Consider the following 19448-nt stretch of genomic DNA (forward strand, 5'->3'; position numbering starts at 1 on the left):
CTGGCTGTCCATCTCCCTATTCCCCGTAACAGAATCCCCATTACCAAGGAGGAACCATTCCCAATGGCAAATTTTGCGTACATTGAAAAAATCACTACATCTCAGGAGCTTCTGGATACCCTTAAAACAGAAATCACGGCAATTACCAACTATCCCCACAATGCCACAGCAGGAGAAACCCCTACAGCCAATACCTGGGTTGTGGCCAAAGAAGTGGTTGATACCGCCTCTGGAAAAATTAAAGAGCTCACCCTGGAAGGCACGAGTAAGATTGGAGCAACCACGAAAAAGTTTCACGTTGTCTTTACTCACCAAGGATTCACCACAGCAAGCGAACACAGTTCCTTGACGGTTCAGGTGAAGGAGGGCTGGAACGAAACGAAGAACAGCTATGCTAATGAAGGTCATCCTATTAATTTTGAATGGGCCAATGAAGCCTTCTTGGTAGGCGGAAAACCAACCGACCGTACGATTACAAAGCCTGTATACCTATATATGAACGTGATGAACAATCGCTTAGCGCTTGTCGTTGTTGGTGATCCGGCGGTTCACTTTGACGATTACCGAAAGTCGTTTCTATATGTTGGTGCTCTCAAACCGTTCCAATACAACCAAGACGATGTAAGCGGAAATATTATGGTTACAGCAGGAGCGGTAAAAGTTGAACCAACGACCCCAATGGCTGGATTTGACTTTGGTCAATATACCTCATTCGGTAACAATACACTTCAAATGTTCCAAACAAAATCTGGAATAAAATTCCAAAAACACTATCCGGCCTTTATTACACAGGCTCCTACTACAGGAAAAGCTTTTGTCGACACCCAAATCGGTGACACAGGGCTGCTTCTGGAGCCGCAAGGGTTTAATGCCAGCTCATGGACTCGTAAATACCACCTTTCTCCGATTTACGTTGTCCATGCTTACGATGGATATCGCGGCCAGCTTGATTCCTGTATTGCAGTATCGAAAAACAACATTCTCCATTTGGATGAACTTATTGTGGATATCCCAGAAAAAACGGAAGGTAAAGCCTGGAAACAGGAAGTGTACCGCTATTTTGACCATAATACTGAACAGAACTTCATGAATCGTTCGGCTAACGTAAAAATGGGCATTGCGATTCTCAAAGAAGTACGGTACTAAACAATCATATTTCCGAGTCGTATAAAGACCTGGGGACTTCGGTATTCCGCGAAGTCCCTTTTTTCATAGGTGGAGGTGTGCCCATTGAAGGCAAGTAGCCAGTATAACTTCAAACTTGTAGATTTCCACGTATCCAGTACAGGGTATTTCCTAAAGGTTGCCATGCTTGCTCCGGTGTCAAGAAGCTACCACCTGGTATATATTCCGTACTCCAAGTACCCCAGTGTTGTCATGCTAGAGTACCTAGTTGCATCTATGAAGGAACTGCCTGCTGAACTGAACAATGCTCTTATTCAGGCTGTGCAGCAGGAGCTGTCTGCTGAAGCAGGGATTATCCTCTTGGCAGATGAACCCAAACGGTCATCGGCATTAGGTGAAGAAATAGCTGCAGTGAATCTGGGTAGAGTCGGAACCCAGACTGCATTACATGATGCTGTTCGTCCCCACTATTTAGACGGACAGGTCGATGAGAGCGTACGCGATGCAACCCGTTCGGTAGCCTTTGGGGTCAGCGCTGATCTGGTGCCGTTAGCGATCCGTCCTGAGTTATATGGATTGGAAATGAAAGAAGAAAAGGGAACGATTAGAGTTGATAAGCAAGGACAGTATCGGAATGTAGACATCGATGGCTCGTTCCGTACAATCAATCAGCCGACGCGGGTATTCCGCGAAGTACACATCACTAAGAATGTGGCGCGAAACTTGAATAATCTGCGACTTAACGATTTGGCATATCGAATGAAGGAACAGCAACTATTCATTGACGTGGCGGATTCCGCGCAGCGTATTGTGACTTCGGATCTCTCTATTCAAAAGGGTGGAGACGGGCACCGTATTTCTAGTGCAGATGCCGTAGTCGGTGGAGGTACTCATGGCCATCGGGAGCGTATCGTCAACATACTAAATCCTAAGGAACCCTTATTTGCGTCCCGCATAAGCACAGAAGAGGCAGTAATTCCGTGGACTTCAATTCTAGCAAACCGAATGATGAATAGACATCAAACATCTGTTATCCAGGAATATGTATGGGGACAAACTCCCGAGAGATACTTGCGCAGTTCCATAGGGCGAGGTTTCTTGGCTTCCCGAAATAGCATGGCCAGGGCCTGGATCAACTCCGGTAATACCCTTGGTGGACGAAAAATCAGTGCACCTGCTCTGCTGGGAGCACAATTGGAAGGTACACGGAACGACGACCACAACGCTGTATTACAAACGATCATTGGGGCGAAAAAGCTATCCGCGCAATTGCTGTTCATCGACAGAAGTATTACCCGGGCCAAGCTGAAGGCGAGACAGTATCCTTCACACCTTATAGCTATGCTGCAGGCAATCCGTGACTTGGAGTGGGGCACACATTTAAGCGATATTTACAAGGCGGGGAGAAAAGGCAGCCAGACAACCGTTATTGGTCAGCAGAGTCTAGGGTTACGCCAAAAGGCTGTGGCATCAGACCTTATAAAGGCTAACATCAATGCTCAAAGAGTAGTTGCCAGAGAAAAACACCTTTGGATCGTCAAAAATGAGTTGAAGGGCGAACGGATTATTCATAAATTTATGCCCAAGTCATTGGAGAATAGCATTCTGCGGGAAGTTCTCTGGGGTCGCCGTGAACATGAGGTAGACAGCTATATTGAACGATACTTCGATCTGTCTATCCGGGATGTTGAGACAGATGCTTGGGTGGTCCGCTCTCTAATGGACGGTGGAGTTAAAGGAAAACGTGATTTGTTTATTGGCAGGGATAGCTTAGAGGGATGCCGATCCAAAGAGAAGATGATATATGTGCCTCGTAATGTTGTGGAAGGCAGTTCCCGCACCCCTAAGCAGACTTTCATTTCTTGGAACTCGCAAGCGGCACGTATGGAAGCCAAAGAGATGTACCTGGATTACATCAAGCAGGCACAGAGAGAGAGCAAGCAGCGGGCTTATTTGGACAGCTCTGTTGAATCGGATATGAGGCCGAAGGATTCTGTGATTGATGAATTAATCGGCGGAACCGTTCTCTCGCGGTTTGCTCTGTCTGAGGAGGAGATGCTGCTCAGCCAAGGGCACCTTCCTTTAGAGTCATCCATAGGGGAGGATTGGCTGGGCACAAAGCAGCTTATTGAACTGCGGGGGCTTATGGACGAGGCTCTTACCGCTGAGGTCAAAAAATCTCGGGAGGGCTTAACGAAAGAGATCTTTGCCGCAGTTAGAGGGAATAATGGATTGGAAGCTCTTCTGATCGAGGAAATGGTTGTGGCACACATTATCCGTGAGATGCCTGCCTATATACTCGAAGTTATCTACGCTAATAAAGAGTTCCCTGCTGAGCTGATGGATGATGTTCTCGTAGGGATTCGGGATAATTTGACACCTTCTCTTATTGAGATATTCGATATCCTGGCCGAAAAACAGGCACTTGGAGGGTTCATTGAAGAGTTTATCGTAGGCGCAAAAGCGCGTCTGGAGTCGCTGATTGAGAGCGGTATCGTGGGGTTTCAGGAGTCCAAGCCATCTCTGTTGATATTTGGCTGGGAATCCAGTAGGGACACCCTTAGCGAAAGTTCCGTGTTCACAGAGGAGCCGGTGGCCTATGAAGAAGCAAAACCTTCCGTTATTTTATCCGACAAGCTGGCTGAGCAGGAAGCAAAGCCCTCTATTCTCCCTGAGGGACTGACAGGTATCGAAGAGGGAAGACCGTCAGTAATCTCTGAGAGTATGTCTGCTTTTGAAGAACCGAAGCCGTCTTATGCTGGCAAGGATATTCTGGCAGATGATGTATTCCGTCCATCGGTTCTCCAAATTGAGAACCCCCTGGGATATTTTGAGCCAGACGAATCTTTTATACCTGAAAGTACCGAGGCAACTAAACCGACCAACCACTCAGCTGAGATCAGCAGTGGAAGTATACAGGCCCAAGAGCCGGAGCGACCGGCAGCAATGGGTATGGGAACAGAAGCTGAACCCCCTGTCAGAGGCGTTGAGATGATCGACAATCCTTTAGCGGAGAGAGAGGGGAGAGCCTCCTTAGTTGCTGACGGGGATTACGAGGCTTTGGTTAAGAAGCGAATTGCTGAGCTTTCCACGGAATTTGTTTTCGGTACAGGAGGTTCCCGTGCGGGGCACATCGCGGACGTATATTTTCTTGGGGAAGCTGGTGTCCGGGACGGTTTCATTCCGGAAGTAGAGTGGTCCAATTATGCTAAGCTTGCCCTGGAGCAGGCTATTATCTCAGAAGGTATGTTTGCTACAGATCCGAATAAAGCTGCGCTGCTTATGGAGAGTATCCTGGCGTATAAAGGATTGGGGCGTGAGGCTGCCGTAAGCAGTCCTGAACTGACAGGTGACCGGCAGCCAAGTTATGCAGATTTCACGGAAGAGGATGACGTCTTAGGGAACAGAGAAATGAACAGAGAGGGAGAGCTCGATGAGAACGGCGTATCGGGGCAGCCAGAACCACAGCCAACCTATCTTCATCTTGATTTCATTGGATCAAAACTCCCGGATGCGGTTCAAATTATCGAGGGAATTCTAGCAGATAAAGAACTTGCTGAGTCCATAATGCTTGACTACATTGCAGCCAAGAAGCGCGGGCATGACGCTCTTATGGATGAGCCCCTGAATGCCACGGAACAAATTAAGAAAGCATTTTTGGACCGGATCACTGAAATGGGCCAAGGTCTGAGCTTTGATTATAGAGACGATATTATCGAAGACGGGATGAACCCGGAAGATTGGGAGGGGGGCTTCGGAGTACCTGAAGACTACGACCCGCATAATCCGTTCAACGATTACTACCCTTGGACTGAGGAAAGAGACCAGCTCATGCTTGGTCAAGATGACTGGATACGGATGGATAATGAGCACCAGGAGAACTGGCGCAGGGATAAGGACCTTGGAGAGTTCTATTGTGTTAACGGAAACCCAGGAGTCACTGGATTCTACCGCAACGACTTCAAGCACGGAGATTATGTGTTCGAGGTGAGCTTCAAAGTCAATGAGGCCACGGGCGACGATGGGGCAGGCATTTTATTTCGGTACACAGACCCGCAGAACTATTACATGTTCATGATTCACGGAGGCGATTCGGGCGGTACGCTGGGCATGTTGCGTTCGATGCAGCTCTTCAGGATTCGGGGAGGCAAGACCGAAATGCTGGGTTCCCCGATGAACGCTTTCAGCTGGGTACAAGGGAAATGGTACCAACTGCAGGTGTCGGTTATAAGTAATCGCATTAAACTCCTTGTTAATGGGCGTCTTCAGTATGACTTTACAGATTAGAGGTGGAAACTTTGAAATCAACGTTTGGTATCTTTACAAAAGCACAAGGTGAAGTTGTGTTCGGCCGTATGCGGGCGACTCTCGTGAATGACGAGACAGACCCGAACCATCCGGATCATCCAGCCAGCCCTAACAGACCCAGAGTGGACCAACGGGAGCCAGGGTATACCAATCCAGCTCTCGGTGATGAAGGCAAAGGCAAAATTGGGCGCTGGCAGACAGTAAATCTGGATTCTCTGGAATCTGTCATAGATCAGATTATCGAACAATACTTAAGAGATAAGTCCTGGTATTCCACTGTCCGCTGCCGGGAGGCCCTTTGGAATATGTATAGACGGCTTGCGTGGTGGGTGAAGCAGCAGGTTGACCCCAACCGGAGTGACTACCAGCGGGCTTTATTGTTAATTAAAGACTGCATAAGGCACATATTAGAGGAAGCGCAGGACCCTGAGCTTGCCCACAATGTGAGTCTCCCTACATGCCCGGCCCCGTTTTACTTCCCCTTCAAGGCGGATTATTTAAACCACTTTGATGGCAAGGATGTAGAGCGGACACTATTTGACATGACAGATCTTCCTAAGTCCGATGACTTTCATGGCCTTTTTCGATATGTTTCTTCCGTGGAAGATCAGGAATGGGAGATTATTCACGCTGTTGGTGCTAATGAAATGACAGGCAATGAAAATATTATGAAATTGTCTCTGGCAAAATTGCTGCCGGGCAACTCCTCTAAGATCACGTTCAACTGGCGCTGGAAGCGCATGGGTTATATTTCTTTTAAGTACTGGGCAAGTGCAGCCAATGGGAACGGTCTGAATTTTTTCATCAATAACAACCAGGTGGGTGGGGAATGGTCTGCCGGGACCGGGTGGCAGGAAGTGAAATTTAATGTGGCTCCTGGACAAACGTATAAGTTCGACTGGTTAGTACGAAGTCAAGTGGGTGAAAATTTCGGGCAAAATGCTGTCTATATTAAAGATGTCAAATGTATTGAGGTCATTCGCAGCCTAGGCGGGGAGACTCCGCCAGACTTCGATACCCTTGATTCAGATGCTTACGGCATACCCGGATTTGACTGGATCACAAACTCCAAGAGCAGTGTCGTAAGAACTCATTTTAATGGTGTAGTCATAGATGAACAACGAGCTCGAACTCTACGCTATCATCTCGATAATGAATGTGACGGTGTTGTCCGTTTTACGTACCTTATGAACTCCGGGCAGCCTGGGCTGGAGAGTGAGAGCTTCGGGATGTTTTCGGACAACTTACAGGATCGTATACAGATGTCCCAAGGGAAACATGGAAGCTCAGTTCAAGCTGAGCACGGTGACGAGTGGGTGCTTGATGGAACAAGCTCCTCCACCCAGACTAACCAGGCTAAAATTATCTACTCATTAATTGTTGGTGATAAATGTACTGTAAATACTATAGGAGCAGTGGAAATGTTCTGTCCTCCTTTGGAGATAGACCATTATGAGGACAGTCTAGTACAGACTTTGGGAGGTACAGGATGGAATCAGACGGGGAATCTTCATTGGCAAGCTCTTGATGGCAGCTATCGCATTGATAACCCTACAGAAGGCAGCGGGCAGATACAGACGAATGTGTATTTGGAGGACGATGGTTGGTTTGAGTTTAGTTTTGACCACTCCCTGCGTCCTTCGGAGCGATTGGAGGCGCTAGTTGATGGCGAGATTGTTTTTGAATCCGGGAACATCAACTCTGGGAATAACATTCTTATTCCCCTAAAGCCCGGATCGCATATAGTTTCCTTCAGATTAACAGATGAGTACACCGAGGAAGGCATCACATCTATCATCGGGCGGGACTATAGCTATGGATCGGCAACAAAGGGCGATCCTTTTACTACCACAGGCCCTTTCAGGAGCGGGTTTACGATAGTTAGAGATTGGGAGATGAGTAATGCAGGAGCATCTACAGATCAAAATGGAAGCCGCATTAGCTATATGGTCAAGCTTAACCCGGGTGCTTCCTTTTATGTGGAAGAGTTGCTTCGGCTTTCTGCTCCGGTAAATGCAAGCGCAAGCAGTGAGGTCTTTAAAGAGTTGTTTAATAAGACAGATGGCAGCTACGATTCACACATTACAATGACTCCGAATTGGGAGTGGCAGGACATCCTGAGTCCACCTCAGGGGGATGGCGTATACAAGGTTGAGGGTAAGGACGGTACCGAGAATACCATCACTTTATCCGGTGTCCCTCTTTCAAATGACGGATTTGTTGAGTTTGAATACGGAGGGATGTTTGGACCTAAGGAAAACCTCATCTTAGTCATTGATGGCGCTACAGTTTGGGCTGACTCTCATTCCGATAGCAGTAGTAAAGGAACCAAAGTCAGGGTTCCTGTTAGTGCAGGAGATCATATCTACAAATGGATATATAAAGATTTGGGGGGGACAGTGTATACCGACCCAAATACTGGAGGAGGAGAGGTGGATAGCGGAGAGGTACGCTATCCCGCGGGAGTCTTTAGCCAGCCAGTAGGTTACAGCCAGAGCGATTGGACTTTGTTGACAGACCGCCACACTCGGCTGAGAAGTGGAGGTACAAACTTTAATCCGGGGGCTTTTTCACAGGCCTCGGGGACCAACGGGGGAACTATTACACGAAATATCTCCTTCAATAACTTTGCTGAAGTTAAATTCGATGAGTCCCTTACTATTATGGCGGGTACTGCAATCCCCCAAGCAAGTCAGAAAAAACCGGTTACAGTTAAACTCTCGCCGATAAATGGAATTTTAGATGAGAGCAAAGAATATTACTACATTACCCTAAAGCAGATGGATTTTCTTAATGTTGCTGGCTGGGCTTCTGAATCATTCTATACACATGGGACGATAGAATTGGACTTTAAATATCTTACCTACCTGGTCGATCCTACTGGCATAAAAATTGATGATGATAAAAATGGGCGGAATATGTCTGGCCTCAATACAGATCACCGGGGGGAGTTCTCTGCTTACATTGTCCCTGAAGTAGGAGGATTTGACGAGGGAATTGAAATTAATTTCCATATTGCTGAAAATGTGGGGACAGAGCGTTTTCCCGAAAGCATAAACAACTGGAGTCAGGCGAAGGATTGCTCTAGAAAGATTAAAGTTTCCCCGGGCAAATACTACATCTATTTTAAATTGTATGATGCCGTTCATGATTACGACGTTGATGCTAAGGAAAGATACTATTATGCGGCATTTAAAAATGTACGTGTTAATGTCACTACAGCCCCTACAGTTATCTACAACACCTGGGATGACACAGAGGTGAAAGTCGATCTAATCGACGTATCAGATTGGTCCATCATTGATTCCCATACTTATGGAACAAATGGAGCGAAAAGCCGGAGCGTAGCAGTCTCCTTTGACAAAATGAACATGCAGCCAGGGCACGCCTACCAAGTTCGCTATACCCTACTCCAGGGGAAAGGAACAAAAGGAGGGCTATATGATAATGGAGGGACGATGCAGCTTAAGAACGGTCGCTTTTTAGAAACTTGGGACGATTACTGCCATGACCGTAACGGTAAGTACTACCTGCCTGGCAGCAGTCCGTACCCCCCGCCTACGCCTCCTTCGACTCATTCTCTCCCTAAAGCCGACTCTTCCTGCTGGGTTGACGTCATTAAGTTATATGAGTCCAATAAGCCAATTTGTCCTGGTACGGGGCTTGATGTAAGAGTTACCAGAGGTGGGAGTCTGCTATCACATAATATCTACAGTACACCGGGTCAGCAACCGGTTAAGATCAACCTGATGAATAATACCACAACCACGCAAGAATATGAGATTACTATGACCTTTTTGGCAGGGTGCAGCGGTGACAGGGCTTCTCTATATAAAGGAAATTTCAAACTAAAGGACAAAAGTATTATTGAACCGTCATATGCTCAAATTTCGTCTTTCCAAGCGACCAACCACAAGCCCATTTGGATGGGCGGCTGCTACACGAGTAAGATGCATATCAAAGTTTACAATGATGCAGGTACCTTGGTATACAGCCAGGATTTTATGGGGGAAGGACTACATTCGTTCGATGTTAGTAAACTACCCTTTTCACCCTATTCTAAGTACAGAGTTGAGGTCGAAACGGAACAGGGTGGTCAAATTAGTGCGGTAACCGGAAAACAATATCTTACAACCTTCAAACTCGTCGATTTCAAAGCTTTTGAAATTTGGGCTTTGATTCCCGATCCATTCCAAGGAAAACTTGAGTTTTTCGTAGATGATGTTTTGTTCGACACGTACACCTCACCAGGCGGCTTCTATGATGTTTCTTACCCGGTTCCAAAAGGGGCTCATGAGTTTAAGTGGGTATTCACGGAACTCGGAAACGGCTACAGCTGGGATTACTGCGACATTGATCTCCTGGAGCTGACGAACTGGGTATGTGATAGGGTACGTGTTACACCGTATTGCGATAAGGGCGGCGGTGACAAGTGTGTTGAGGAATTAATCAAATGCTTGCTTAAAATGTGGCGTGACCGGCCAAAAGCCTGCACGATTGGAAAGAAAATATGGCTGTTCACGTAATGGGGGGCTTTGTGTGAGTATTGTTTCGCTCAAAAAGAGTGGACTGATTTACTATGACCGTTTTACCGCTCCTGAAATCGATGACCGGTGGGAAATGTCGGGGGATACTTCTGACATTACTTTCTTAAAAGGTGGAGGGCTTCGCATTGAGCATGGGGACGCGGCATCCCGTCTTTTTTTTAACCCTCTAACCGAGACGAAGAATTTTGTCATGGATATTCAAAATAGTTATAACCCCCTGACTACAGGAGATACAGGGGGGCTCATTGTATATTCAAACGAAGCGGAGTATCTGGCTGCAGAGGAGTATTTCGACGCTACCGAAGGCGTAATAAAATCTTATCCTTGGCTTCGGTTGGTACGGGACAGCAACACCTATTCGATCTACTGGTCGGATGATGGTGTTTCATGGAGTATCCAGGGAATAACGGGATTCGCTGCCTCCAGTCCTAAAATTGGTTTGTTCTTAGGAGGGGCTTCCGGGCAGCCTCTTGATGTACAGCAGGTTCGAGTGTATAGAGACCTCGGAATCCTGCTAACAAAATTGGTCCCGGGAACCCGTGTGGCGCTGAGGGACCGGAATAACCAGGTTGTAGCGAGCAATCACTGCCGAACAGGGATGACCGGAATAAAGCTGAATATCTCGTCTCTCCCCCTGCCTTTTGAAGGGAAATTCATGGTGGAATTTCCGGATGGCTCAGTGTACGAATCTTCAGATTTCCTAACCCTATGGGGGGGAGATGAGTATGCTTTTGAACCGTCTGCAGACCTCTATTTCATTGACAGCGATAACCAGGAGCGGAGCTTGTATGCAAATTCCGAAGCCTTCCTGGGACTAATAAACACTCAAGCATACTTGGATATAAAAATGATTATTAGGAACTCCCTGCTCACAGGTTCTTTGAAGAATGTCGCTTTGACCCTAGTGTCCTACAAAGAATCGGACCAATATAGCCGTCTGGTGAGTGTGGCTAACGATACGGGAGGTCAGCCCGGCCCCTTTGTCAACAGTTTGCTATTTTCACAGATTGAGGCCGGTGGGGAGTACACTTTCTGGATCCGGGTAAGAAGGGAAAGCAATATGGACTACCTGACAGGTAAAGATACACAAGCTTATTTTGGAATAAATATAACATCATCCTTTATGAATTGATGTTTGTCTAGTATATAGATTTGAAGGCCTGGAGGTGAAGGGTTTGGCTCTTAGACTCAAGAGGGTCGGTACAGGCAGCGGAGTCGGCAGTGTAACCGACCATAACGACCTTATAAACAAGGGGATTCATACCCACGAAGAGATTGATAAGTATCTTCAGGAGGTTGACGATGCCCGTGGCAACTTCCCTGATCTCAACACTCGAATTGAGAAAGGAGGAAGCGAAAGCCCGGAAACATCTCGGGAGGTTATTGAGGCTAGGGTGGACAAGCTGGGGACCAGCTATCCTACCTTGAAAGCCCGTTTGGATGCAACGCAGGGAACAGGCGGTAGCAGTCCGGGCAGCACGATTTTCGACCATGTGGAATCGCCCGCCAATACACGGCTGGGGACACGGCGGGTATTCACGGTACCTGTTCACAAGCCAGGCTCGGACGTACTTGAAGTATATGTCGAGGGGGTTCTTGTTTCCCGTCTGTCCGACTATGTAGAGATCGACAGCGCCACGATTAAGTTCAACTATGATATTCCAAGTACAGTCTCATTAATATTTAGAAATTCAGCTGCTCCCCAAGAAGTCATTAGCCGTCTTGATACAAATAAGAGTGCTGTTAAGGGGATTGAGCAGGAGCTTGCTACCGCCCGTGGGCTCTACGCCTCTTTAAACGACCGCATGAACGAACTTACAGGCGGTGCAATTCCTAAAGTGAGCCAGATCGACAAGATCGGGATTACTGCAACACCTTCTGCTCCCTATGTGCTCGAGATCCCTGTACCCAAAACACTGGATTACAAGTTACAGCCCGCACACGTTCTGAAGTTCATCCCTGGGGATCAGAGCATTGTTAGGACGGAACACAGCTTTAATAATGGTGATCGTTCAAGTTTTACGGCAGATCCGCAGGTCAATTTTGATGGACAAATGTCTCTTAATACTGTGTTTCAGATAGATATGGCAGGAAGCGTACTCGGGGAGGGTACGGAGTGGAAAGCGGTTATAGATAAGAGCAGCTACAAATTTTTAGAGAAGATTGAGGTGGTGTAGTGTGGCAGAACCTGCAACTACTGGTCAGCGAAGAACAAATGTAAGTGATATGAAAATTGGTGACTATATACCGGTGCGATGGGAGAGTCCAGCGTATGTTTTCGGTAAAGTTCCTGTGGGAATAGTGGAGTGCCCAGTCGGAGGGCAGGCAGTTTCTTCAATTACGAACAGGTTCTGGTACATGGTTAAAGTAGATAAAGGTCTGTTAATAAGCGACAGAGTTATTACTAATACCATTTCGTGGGACTTTCTTAACACTGGGGAAAATATACAAGGTTATTCTTGGAGTGGTGCCGGTACGATTGCAGCAGGTACAATACGTTCATTGACAGGTGGAGTAGCTTTTGCGACAAAAGACGGTTATAAAGCAACAACCGATCAAGGATTCGGTGCATGGCCCGCCAACAACGAGTGGGATAGATATATAGCCAACTACCCTGTGTACAAGATCCAAGAAGGAAAAAATTTAGATGATGTGTTCCACATCAATGGAATAGCAACGCTCTGTCAAGACACCCCTATTAACGGAGTTGGTAACTCCGCCACCAGTGCGCACAGAACTCAGAGAAAAGGCGACGCTCATGGGTTCTGGTCTAATCTGTCGAATTACAGCCATTCTCTCCTAGGTTTTCGCCCCGTATTTGGATATAGGGAGGTGTAACGAATGGCAACTTTAGGTCAATCACTAACGATACCTCAGGCAGGATGGAGAAGATTTTCTTTCGATGCCAGTGCCATCGGATATATTGGGTCATGGACGAAGGACAGCAGCACCAAAGCAAATTATGAGTTTACAGATAATAAATCCATGATGTCTACTGTTGTTGGTGACATGCTTACATTTTCATTCACTGGGACAAAGCTATTGATTAAGGCCTACGCAAACACTGATACGAGTGGATTCAGTATGAAAATTGACGGGCAATCAATAGGTGATATTAAGACTAACTACTCAGTCATAAGAACTGCAGTTGTCTATGAGAGTACTTCCTTATCCCCAGGCCTGCATACTGTAATCATTACAGTATTGGACAAAGCTTTGTTTACTGGCTCTATCTTAACAAGACTTTTTCTTGATTGTATTGATGTAGACGCAGAAGGCGATTTAATGGCTTACGTTACACCAGTGGGAAGTACAATACCCGTGCCGGATATTGGGTGGCGACGGTATGATGTTCCCTGTCCAATGGTTTCACTTACAGGAACATGGACACAGTTGTCAGGCGCCAACAATTACAATAATACGTATATGGCATCCAATACCCAAGGCGATTCGTACTCTTTCTCTTTTAAAGGTACAAGAGTGAGACTCATCGCTTATTCTTCCAGTGCTGCTACTGTAACCACTAATTCGGCGCAAGTCATAATTGACGGCAAAGATGTGGGAATATTGAGTTTCCGCACAGCAGAAACGGTATATCAAGCTTTGCTGTATGAGAAACAGGGACTGGCTGATACGAATCACACTATTCAAATTATTAACAAAGTAAGCGGCTCCTATCTGATTTTAGACGCGATAGACGTGGACATCGACGGCAGACTGACACATCGGGACGAGGTATTTGTTGTTAAGGATCTTACTGTGGGCAAACGAATCCGCTGTAACTACATCGCAGCACCAAACGCAGTAGGTTCCTTTTCGAGACTGGGTGTGGAGACTGCTGTTTTCCTCCCATCAGAAAGTACGTCAACGCCCAGTGGAGATTTTTACTGGATTATGGTAGAGGACCAGAATGGACAGAAGCGTCTTATCGCCGATCGTAATTTGCAGGCCTATATCAGCTGGGATGCCTTAAATGCTGCTGGCATTGCCAGCAGTAGCGGTTTACCCATATCTATTCTCAATAACACCTCTTATATGGAAAGCAACAACCTCCCCGTTGGATTTACCACTGCTGCAAGCTCCATTTACAGTACCTCTTATGATGCATGGACAACCTTCAGCAAAGGGCCAGAGAATGATGGCTCTGGATGGAACAGCTCCTATAGTACTTCAACTGGCTGGCTTAGCTATGAATTTCCAGAACCAAGAAGAATTATAGGATATAGTCTAATGCCTCGTTATAGAGCAGCTTCTCCTGATGTAAATCATATTAGCCAAATGGCAAAAAGCTGGACTTTTGAAGGTCTTAACGGGAATCAATGGGTAGTACTCGATACAAAACAAGGACATATTTGGACCCAAGGGCAGAAAAAAAGCTTTACTTTCGAAAACATCAACAGCTATACGAAGTATCGTATCAATATAACAGATAACGGATCTCCGACCTACGGTATTGCTATAGGCAGGATGGAACTTTTGGAGGCCGATTATACGAACTGGGCCTTTACTACCCGGCTAATAACTGGAGGAACTTCCTCAGCAGACAAGGAGAATGAGTGGGACAGGTACATCGTAGGCTCCACCCTGAACGGTGCGATTACAGCAGGGGATAATAGTGTATGGAATGCCTTTAACGGAGGAAATGGTTTTTATACCTGGACAAGTACTACCTCCGTATCTAGCACTACTCGGAACAGAAGGGGAGGAGGAACTCTTATAATGCACAATGAACAGAGTACCTCTTATTCAGACATTAACTGTAACTTTCGCCCTGTCCTTCTTATTGATAGCTCCATAACTCCAATAAATCTTTATTTATTTGAGGATGGTTCTGATATAAAAAGTTATGCCAATGGGGCATGGGAGATTGTTGGGTCCGCACCTGTCACCAAAGATATGTATGAAACGAGTGGTATGACAGACCTGTCCCTTCTAACGGATGATTCCTTAAAGTCGCTCACGTCAAATACTCCAGTTCTTCACTATTGGACCAATACAGAATCTCCCTCCAAACAACTAAAAGTCAGCTATATTCCTCCAGCAAAGCTAGTTTTGGCAACAGGAGACATTTATTACAGGTATACTGCGGGAATTGATTCCTTCACACTAACGGCTGAGCAATTTGGAGGCGGTATTGTGAAAGTGATCGCTTCAGCGGATGGCGGGTCTTCATGGAAAACGTATGAGAATAATACTTGGCAGCTTATCGATGTAACGAATTTGCCTGAGGTCAGAAATAGAGGGATGCTGCCCACAGATTTTAATAAAGTCCCGTCAGAACGTTGGGCTGATCTGATTCTTACTGAAGAAGGGATAGCTGGAAGGGTACGCTTTGGTTACTACCTTGAGATAGAAGGAGCAAATGATAAGGCCAGCACAGATACCTTAGTGTCCCGGGTTAATATGCTGGGCAAGTGGGTTGCCGCCGCACACGGGGTAGCATATGACTACGAATACCCCTCAGATAGTACCCTCCGTGTCCTTCTGTATGCAGACGGGACTTATAAAATTAATTATTAGGAGGTCATATCTTGAATCGTCTTATAAACTTGCTGGTTCTTGATCAGCTTCGTCCCCTTGATCTGGACGTGGGTGAAATTGATGTAACCTTTGTTAAGAACACCAAGGGAGATGTTATTGAGGAGATTTACGAGGATGTGAGCGGGTCCGCCCCGGTTTTATTGAAGAGGGTTGAGTATGGATATGATGCACAGGGCTCTGTCCTGACAGAGACGGTAACCAAAGGCAGCCTAAAGTACCGTAAGACTTTTGAATGTAATGAGCTGGGTGAAGTACAGAAAATACAGGTACGGCAGGTCGTGGATTAAAAGGAAAATCTGCCTACACTATGAAGTGAGGTGAAGAGCATGGATGTTGTTGTCTCCGGGCAAGTCAAAAAACTGGAGAAAAAAGTAGAGGATTTACTTACCCGGCTTGGACGTATTACCACGATGAAAAAGGTGACGGATGTTATCAATCCCGGCCAGGAAGCAAGCCTTGATCTCTCCATCGGGCCAGACTTAAACAAATATATGATTAAGTATGTCTATGTGGAAGGATTTGAGAACAGCAAAATGGATATTGAGATATTAACCAGTACATCGGATCACCCCTTTCTTGTATACAAGAATAAATCGAATGGTCATATACTCTACGATGTGCTTGATCTCCCGTATGAGGATGAGGATGCAGCAGGGGCGCTTCATCTGAAAATAATGAATTCAGGTTCAATTCCCAGCTCCTTTATAATAAGAGTTTCCGGGCTGGTTTCTAACTAAGGAGGGTTTCACATGTGGTTTGAGGGTGAGTCATCCCCACGAAATATTATTGCAACCCTTGCCAGTTTAATTACGGCAGTGGATGAGAGCTTATCTCCCCCGGCTCCGCTGTGGGAGAATATTTCCTCCAACGTAGGTTCAACCCTTAATGATGATGGGTATGTTTTTCGTTCAAGGGGCAGCTCTGGGAAAGATACAATTCTTGTGACCCTAAAAAATGCCTGGATCGGAAATGGTGCAATTGAAAATAGCTTTTCTGCTGGGCCGACGTTTGGTGTCGTCGAATCATATCTACCGAATGAAACAAATGGGCAGAACGGGAGCTTCAGCAGCTATAAATTGTCGGAGCTTCTGCGGCTTGCTGTAAATACTTCCTGGTATAACATAAACGCGGATAACTACAGGTTCAAGTACACTCTGTCTGTAACAAAAGATCGAATCATCATAACTATTCGCACAAACCGCCCCGGCCAAGGAACCACCTATGCGGATACTGCAACCATTCGTAACGTGCTCTATGCGGGCCTTATAAAAAGGTACGCTGACGAGAAGGGTAGCGGAGCCGTGACATTGTTAAGCAGCTATGCCTCCCAAAATAATGCATACAACTCAGCAAGAACACTGAAGAATCTTCAGAATACGGGAAACGGGCTGTATTCATTTAATAACGGCTTTGTTGTGGAAAATAATCGGGGGTTTGGCGGAAGACTTATGATTGCTGTTCCGATGCCTTTGTACAATAACGTGGAAGGGGTGCGGGGGGAATTGGATGGGGTTCTTACTACGGTTCATAAGCCTCTGGATGGCCCGACTAAATCGACACCAGAAGATGCGTATGTGCTGATTGATGGCAAAGAGTATCTGTGCGTGGTGAAACCATTTTTTAATCAATGGAGCCTGTCTGATAATTTCTCCTCCAGGTCTGGTGTGAGCCAAGCATTATTTATTGAGAAGGTTTAAGGGGGGATAGAGGATGTTTTTTGAAGGAAGATGCACGCTGAGACAGTTGCCTGTTCGAATAAGGGACGCTGTTTTGGCCAAGGACAATAGTCTGCCAACACCGGGCCCTCTCTGGGAGATGGTATCCAGTAATGTTGGAACACTTAAGACAGATGATGGTTACGTCTTTCGCTCGCAAGGTACAGACGGAAAATCAAATATTGTATGGGGGATTAAGTCCGAGGCAGATGGGTTCTACTCTAATGTTAGTAATTGGAATTATGGTTACCGTCTTTTTATGGCAAAGGACTATACTCCGGGAACGGCTGGAGCAAATGGCATCTTTGGTAGTTCAATAACTCACGGGACAGTCGTTGCTTCCAACCTGATTTCAGGGATTTCCGCAGATACCATATTCCTAAGATACTGGATCAGCGTGAAGAAAGATCGGGTGCTGCTCGCCTACCGGTCAGAAGTAAGAACCGCCTATTCCCGTATCAACTTCCACTATATTGGCCGTCCTTTACGCCTATTTGATTCACGAGACACTGTAAGTTGTTTTGGATCAGCAATCCCCTATGGTGGAAATAATACGTATGGAACTGTATGGGTCAGCAGAAAAAATGCTTTTATTGAAGATATTGACAATCAATCGCTTGTTTGGAATACTCCCTCGGTGAATCGAATGTTCGGGGGTAAAGTAATGCCTTCCAGGCCGGTTCTAAAGTCGGGACCCAATCTCCGCGGGATTATGGATTATTACATACTTCCTCAGGATGGCAGGCTCCGTGCAATAGATACCTTAACCATTAAAGGCATAGAGTATGTTGCTCTTGAAATTCCTGCTTATCAGACTGTTGATGTAAACGGGCTTTATTATAATAACCTGTCGCCTATCGTCACAACGAATATATACCTGATTCCAAAAGACTAAGGGAGGCTTTATTCATATGTTTTTTACTGAGACAGTACCTCTTATTCAACTGTACGACAAGCTGATTGAAAAGCTGAAGAGTATTGGTTGGACTGAACGTCAGCATAGTATCAATGCCATACCCCGGATGACAGCAAATACGGTTCCGTCACCCCTGGTCGCTAGTGCCAGTTCTGAGCAGAATTCATCATATAGTGCTTACTATGCGTTCAACGGATCAGGAGGACAGGGTTCAGGGTGGATGGCTGTCAGTACCGCAACTCTTCCTCAATGGTTACGGCTGGACTTGGGAAGTTCCGGAGCAAGACCGTATGCTTCATATGGGCTTTTCGCTTTGTCGTACAACCTTACTGCGGCGCCCAAAAACTGGACACTGGAAGGGAGCAACGACAACAGCAACTGGACAGTACTCGACACACAGACTAACCAGCAAAACTGGGCGGTGGGAGAGCGCCGGGTCTTTAAAATCGCGACTCCTGCGTCTTATCGCTACTACCGAATCAATGTTGCAGCGATCAATTCCACCACCACCTCATCCCCGGCGATTGGCAGCTTGGAGTTCTACGAGTCTGATGCAGTCTCCCTGGCATCAGGCAATTATATCACGGTGCTAAGCTCACCTGGTGAAAGCGGGCAGGATCTGGTAAGTATGTACCTGCATCCCCAGAATATCAAAGATCCAAATGGGAATTTCTTTAATATCGCGGCTATTGAGGGGTATAATCCGAACGGAAGCTATCTGAATGTGTCACCTTGTCCCTATTACACTGCAAATACCACCACCCCAACGGCGAATCCAACAAGCATCCCTGTGACCTATTATCTGGAGGCTAATCTGGACCGCATTATCTTAGCCACGGTGATGGACTTTTCGGCCAATTACCCCGGAACTAATGCAATGTATGTAGGGCTTATCAAGCGCTACTCTACAGACCAAGGAAACGACTCTGTTGCACTTGCGTTAGGGATTTACAATCCCGCAGGCGCTAATAAAGTTAGGCTTCTGCGAAATAAAGCGAACATTTACAATTTCAACTATGATGTTCGGACGATACCTAACAACTTCAGTCCTTCTGTATGGGGAGATCAAATTTTTGTATCTCCATGTTTCCTTGAAGGAGATATGGAGGGGATTCGTGGCGAACTGGATGGAGTATACACCTGTCGAACAGAGAACCTTATCAATGAGGATGAAATCGTTGTTGGTAATGTTACTTACAAGGTGATCTATCTCTCCGCTCTAAGCACTAACTTCCTTCCATACCCTACAATGCTAATGAAACTGCCCACCCCCTGATGGTAGGCTTAAAGGCAGGT

Annotated in this window: 12 protein-coding genes; all 12 read left to right on the plus strand. The window is 46.2% G+C overall.

The features are described from left to right. The first annotated feature begins 63 nt into the window (after positions 1 to 63). Positions 64 to 1146 carry a hypothetical protein gene (locus A3844_RS06160; RefSeq protein WP_074106920.1) on the plus strand — a complete coding sequence of 361 codons (1083 nt, stop codon included), beginning with the start codon at positions 64 to 66 and terminating at the stop codon, positions 1144 to 1146. Positions 1147 to 1230: 84 nt separating this feature from the next. Next, positions 1231 to 5412 carry a 3-keto-alpha-glucoside-1,2-lyase-like domain-containing protein gene (locus A3844_RS06165; protein ID WP_074106921.1) on the plus strand — a complete coding sequence of 1394 codons (4182 nt, stop codon included), beginning with the start codon at positions 1231 to 1233 and terminating at the stop codon, positions 5410 to 5412. A gap of 11 nt (positions 5413 to 5423) precedes the next feature. Continuing rightward, positions 5424 to 9959, plus strand: coding sequence for a hypothetical protein (locus A3844_RS06170; RefSeq protein WP_083606723.1), 4536 nt, complete (start codon positions 5424 to 5426; stop codon positions 9957 to 9959). A gap of 13 nt (positions 9960 to 9972) precedes the next feature. After that, complete coding sequence (locus A3844_RS06175) at positions 9973 to 11112, plus strand: hypothetical protein (protein ID WP_074106922.1); 1140 nt, start codon at positions 9973 to 9975, stop codon at positions 11110 to 11112. A 43-nt stretch (positions 11113 to 11155) separates the two neighbouring features. Next, positions 11156 to 12157: a hypothetical protein gene (locus A3844_RS06180; RefSeq protein ID WP_074106923.1), complete on the plus strand. Its 1002-nt coding sequence runs from the start codon at positions 11156 to 11158 to the stop codon at positions 12155 to 12157. 1 nt (position 12158) lies between these two features. After that, positions 12159 to 12818, plus strand: a complete 660-nt coding sequence (locus tag A3844_RS06185; RefSeq protein ID WP_074106924.1) for a hypothetical protein — start codon at positions 12159 to 12161, stop codon at positions 12816 to 12818. A gap of 3 nt (positions 12819 to 12821) precedes the next feature. Further along, entirely contained in the window at positions 12822 to 15500 is a 2679-nt protein-coding gene (locus A3844_RS06190) for a hypothetical protein (protein WP_074106925.1), read from the plus strand. 11 nt (positions 15501 to 15511) lie between these two features. Then, positions 15512 to 15808 (plus strand): hypothetical protein, encoded by a 297-nt coding sequence (locus A3844_RS06195; protein ID WP_074106926.1) that lies wholly within the window; start codon positions 15512 to 15514, stop codon positions 15806 to 15808. A gap of 39 nt (positions 15809 to 15847) precedes the next feature. Then, positions 15848 to 16258 (plus strand): hypothetical protein, encoded by a 411-nt coding sequence (locus A3844_RS06200; protein ID WP_074106927.1) that lies wholly within the window; start codon positions 15848 to 15850, stop codon positions 16256 to 16258. Between the two features lie 12 nt (positions 16259 to 16270). Beyond that, complete coding sequence (locus A3844_RS06205; RefSeq protein WP_074106928.1) at positions 16271 to 17218, plus strand: hypothetical protein; 948 nt, start codon at positions 16271 to 16273, stop codon at positions 17216 to 17218. A gap of 13 nt (positions 17219 to 17231) precedes the next feature. Next, positions 17232 to 18131, plus strand: a complete 900-nt coding sequence (locus A3844_RS06210; RefSeq protein ID WP_074106929.1) for a hypothetical protein — start codon at positions 17232 to 17234, stop codon at positions 18129 to 18131. Positions 18132 to 18147: 16 nt separating this feature from the next. After that, positions 18148 to 19428 (plus strand): discoidin domain-containing protein, encoded by a 1281-nt coding sequence (locus tag A3844_RS06215; protein ID WP_074106930.1) that lies wholly within the window; start codon positions 18148 to 18150, stop codon positions 19426 to 19428. The last annotated feature ends 20 nt before the right edge of the window (positions 19429 to 19448 follow it).

It is taken from the genome of Paenibacillus helianthi (genome assembly GCF_001909055.1).
Classification (GTDB): Bacteria; Bacillota; Bacilli; order Paenibacillales; family Paenibacillaceae; genus Paenibacillus_AQ; species Paenibacillus_AQ helianthi.

Coding starts and splice junctions, on each gene's coding strand:
- A3844_RS06200 (WP_074106927.1), top strand. CDS start 15,848: ATGGATGTTGTTGTCTCCGGGCAAGTCAAAAAACTGGAGAAAAAAGTA.
- A3844_RS06215 (WP_074106930.1), top strand. CDS start 18,148: ATGTTTTTTACTGAGACAGTACCTCTTATTCAACTGTACGACAAGCTG.
- A3844_RS06205 (WP_074106928.1), top strand. CDS start 16,271: ATGTGGTTTGAGGGTGAGTCATCCCCACGAAATATTATTGCAACCCTT.
- A3844_RS06210 (WP_074106929.1), top strand. CDS start 17,232: ATGTTTTTTGAAGGAAGATGCACGCTGAGACAGTTGCCTGTTCGAATA.
- A3844_RS06160 (WP_074106920.1), top strand. CDS start 64: ATGGCAAATTTTGCGTACATTGAAAAAATCACTACATCTCAGGAGCTT.
- A3844_RS06190 (WP_074106925.1), top strand. CDS start 12,822: ATGGCAACTTTAGGTCAATCACTAACGATACCTCAGGCAGGATGGAGA.